Below are 2,309 nucleotides of genomic sequence, written 5' to 3'. Positions count from 1 at the left end.
CTCCTGGACGACCTCGGAGCGGCCAAGAACAGCGAGTGGACCGAGGAGCTCACCTACCGGCTGATCAACCACCGGTACGAGCACCTGCGCCCCACCCTGATCACCACCAACCTCCCCACCGCCGACCTCCGCACCGCCCTCGGAGACCGCGTCGCCTCCCGCCTCGCCGAGATGACCGAACGCGTCATCCTCGACGGCCCCGACCGCAGACGCCACCCCGCGGCCTGACCTCCCAGGCCACCCAGCTCACCCTCACCCGCCCGGCGCACCCCGATCCACCCCACGCGCGGCCGCCCCCTGGGAGACCCCGCATGACACGACTGCCCTGCCCGCACCTGGGTGCACTGGAACACCGCGCGGTCCCCGGTCCCCGGCCTGCGGAGATCCCGACAGGTCTAGCGGGAGCCGCACGCGGGGACCGAGCCCGTCGAAAGCGGGGACCGTCCCCCTGACGACCCGTCGGTCCCCGGTCCCCACCGCGGGGACCGGTCCCCGACACGCGTGGGGACCGAGCTCCAGCCAAAGGCCGCGGCAAAACGGGACCGGGGACCGTGGGGACCTGCACCAGCGCTCGACGGGACCGGACTACAACCCACCGCCACAGCTACGAAACCCCTGCTCAGCGCGCCATAAGACCGGTCGACCCCCGCCCGTCCCCCTGCAACAGGCAGAGCCGGTCCCCGGGGATTACGCACACCGGGGACCGACCCCGCTCCATCCCCAACGGACCAAGGAACCACCAAAACAGGGCCACCGGTCCCGGGACCAGGACCGGGGACCGACCCGGGACCGACCTGGGGACCGAGGACCGGGACCGGGACCGAGGACCGGGGACCGGGACCGAGGACCGGGGACCGGGACCGAGGACCGGGACCGAGGACCAGGCGGTCAGGACCGAGGAGCGGGACTGGGGACCGGGGGCCGGGGACCAGGCGGTCAGGACCGAGGAGCGGGACTGGGGACCGGGGGCCGGGGACCAGGCGGTCAGGAATAGAAGCCGACCACGGCGTCCTGCACAGCCGCTGGCGGGCCCGCGGATGCCCAACCCATCCACGCGTCCTCACCGCGCACATGCCCTCACCAGCCATCCACACAACTACGAAGGACACGGATACCAGCCATGCACGGTCCTCATCACGAAGCTCCTTTCGTGCAGCGGGAGGTGACCACCCCAGCCCCGGGCGGAGCCAGTAGTACCCCGAGTCCGACTCAAGGCCGGTCTTCGGGGATCTCCGCCCCAGGGGTGGCGGAGACGGCCCGACGCCAGGGGGCGCCGGACCGGGAGGTCGGGACCGAGGGCGGCCCCGACCCGGACGAACTGCACGCTGTCCAGCAGCAGATCCTCCGCCCCGCCCCCACCGCCGAGCGAGCGGTGCAGAGCGTGCAGCCGGCGATCCGCCGTTTCACCGGCACCAAGCGGACCGTCCGTGTCGGACCGCTGCGGTTCACCGGCGACGAGCACAACGGTCTCCAGGAGGCCGCTGCCGAGCACGGCTACAAGGGGGAATCCGGCTTCGCCGCCGACATCGTCCTCGCCTTCGTCGCCGGCCGGTTCACCGCGAACCTGCCGCTGTGCGAGGACCGCCGCCGTACCCACATGTTCCGCGCCCAGGTGCTGCGCGAGCTCAACCGGATCGGCGTCAACGTCAACCAGATCGCCCGAGCGCTGAGCAGCGACCTCACCCCACCCGACATCCGCCACCGTCTCGACGAGCTCCACCGCCTGCTGGAGCTGATCGCCGAGGCCCTGCGCGAACCGACCGAATCCAGGGAGGACCAGGCCGCGTGATCGCCGCCATCAAACCGGCCGGGGCCAACACCCGTGGCCTGCTCGCCTACCTCTACGGCCCGGGCCGCCACGACGAGCACACCGACCCGCACATCGTCGCCGGCTTCGCCATGCTCGGCATGCCCGACCCCGGCCGCGACCCCGATGCCACCCTCACCCAGCTCGCCCGCCACCTCGACGAGCCCATCCATCTTCGGAACAGCGAGTTCGGCAAGAAGGTCACCGACCACGTCTGGCACTGCCCCGTCCGCACCGCACCCGAAGACCGCCACCTCTCCGACACCGAGTGGGCGGACATTGCCCAGCGCATCGTCGAGGCCGCCGGCATCGCCCCGCCCGGAGACGACCTGGCCTGCCGGTGGATCGCCGTACGCCACGCGGACGACCACATCCACATCCTCGCCACCACCGTCCGCGAAGACGGACGCCGCCCCAAGCTCCACGACAGCGGCATCCGCGTCGGCGACGCCTGCCGCCAGATCGAGACCGACTACGGCCTGCGCCAACTGAAGAAGGGCGA

The 2,309-nt window shown here is 72.1% G+C and carries 2 protein-coding genes and 1 pseudogene; all 3 read left to right on the top strand.

The genetic code is table 11. The features are described from left to right. Positions 1-228: pseudogene (locus ACFW2Y_RS35525) on the top strand (ATP-binding protein); the annotation flags it as partial. A 1,015-nt stretch (positions 229-1,243) separates the two neighbouring features. Continuing rightward, the gene (locus ACFW2Y_RS35520) at positions 1,244-1,789 is read left to right on the top strand and encodes a MobC family plasmid mobilization relaxosome protein (RefSeq protein WP_384887806.1); all 546 of its coding nucleotides are present in this window, start codon (positions 1,244-1,246) and stop codon (positions 1,787-1,789) included. Further along, positions 1,786-2,309: relaxase/mobilization nuclease domain-containing protein (locus tag ACFW2Y_RS35515; protein WP_384887803.1), on the top strand; the 524-nt coding region annotated here is incomplete at its 3' end. The genes ACFW2Y_RS35520 and ACFW2Y_RS35515, both read left to right, overlap by 4 nt.

The sequence above is a fragment of the Streptomyces sp. NPDC058877 genome (assembly GCF_042742855.1).
Lineage (GTDB): Bacteria > Actinomycetota > Actinomycetes > Streptomycetales > Streptomycetaceae > Streptomyces.
The sequence above is the reverse complement of the archived record's forward strand: the minus strand, read 5'-3'. Positions and strand labels throughout refer to the sequence as shown.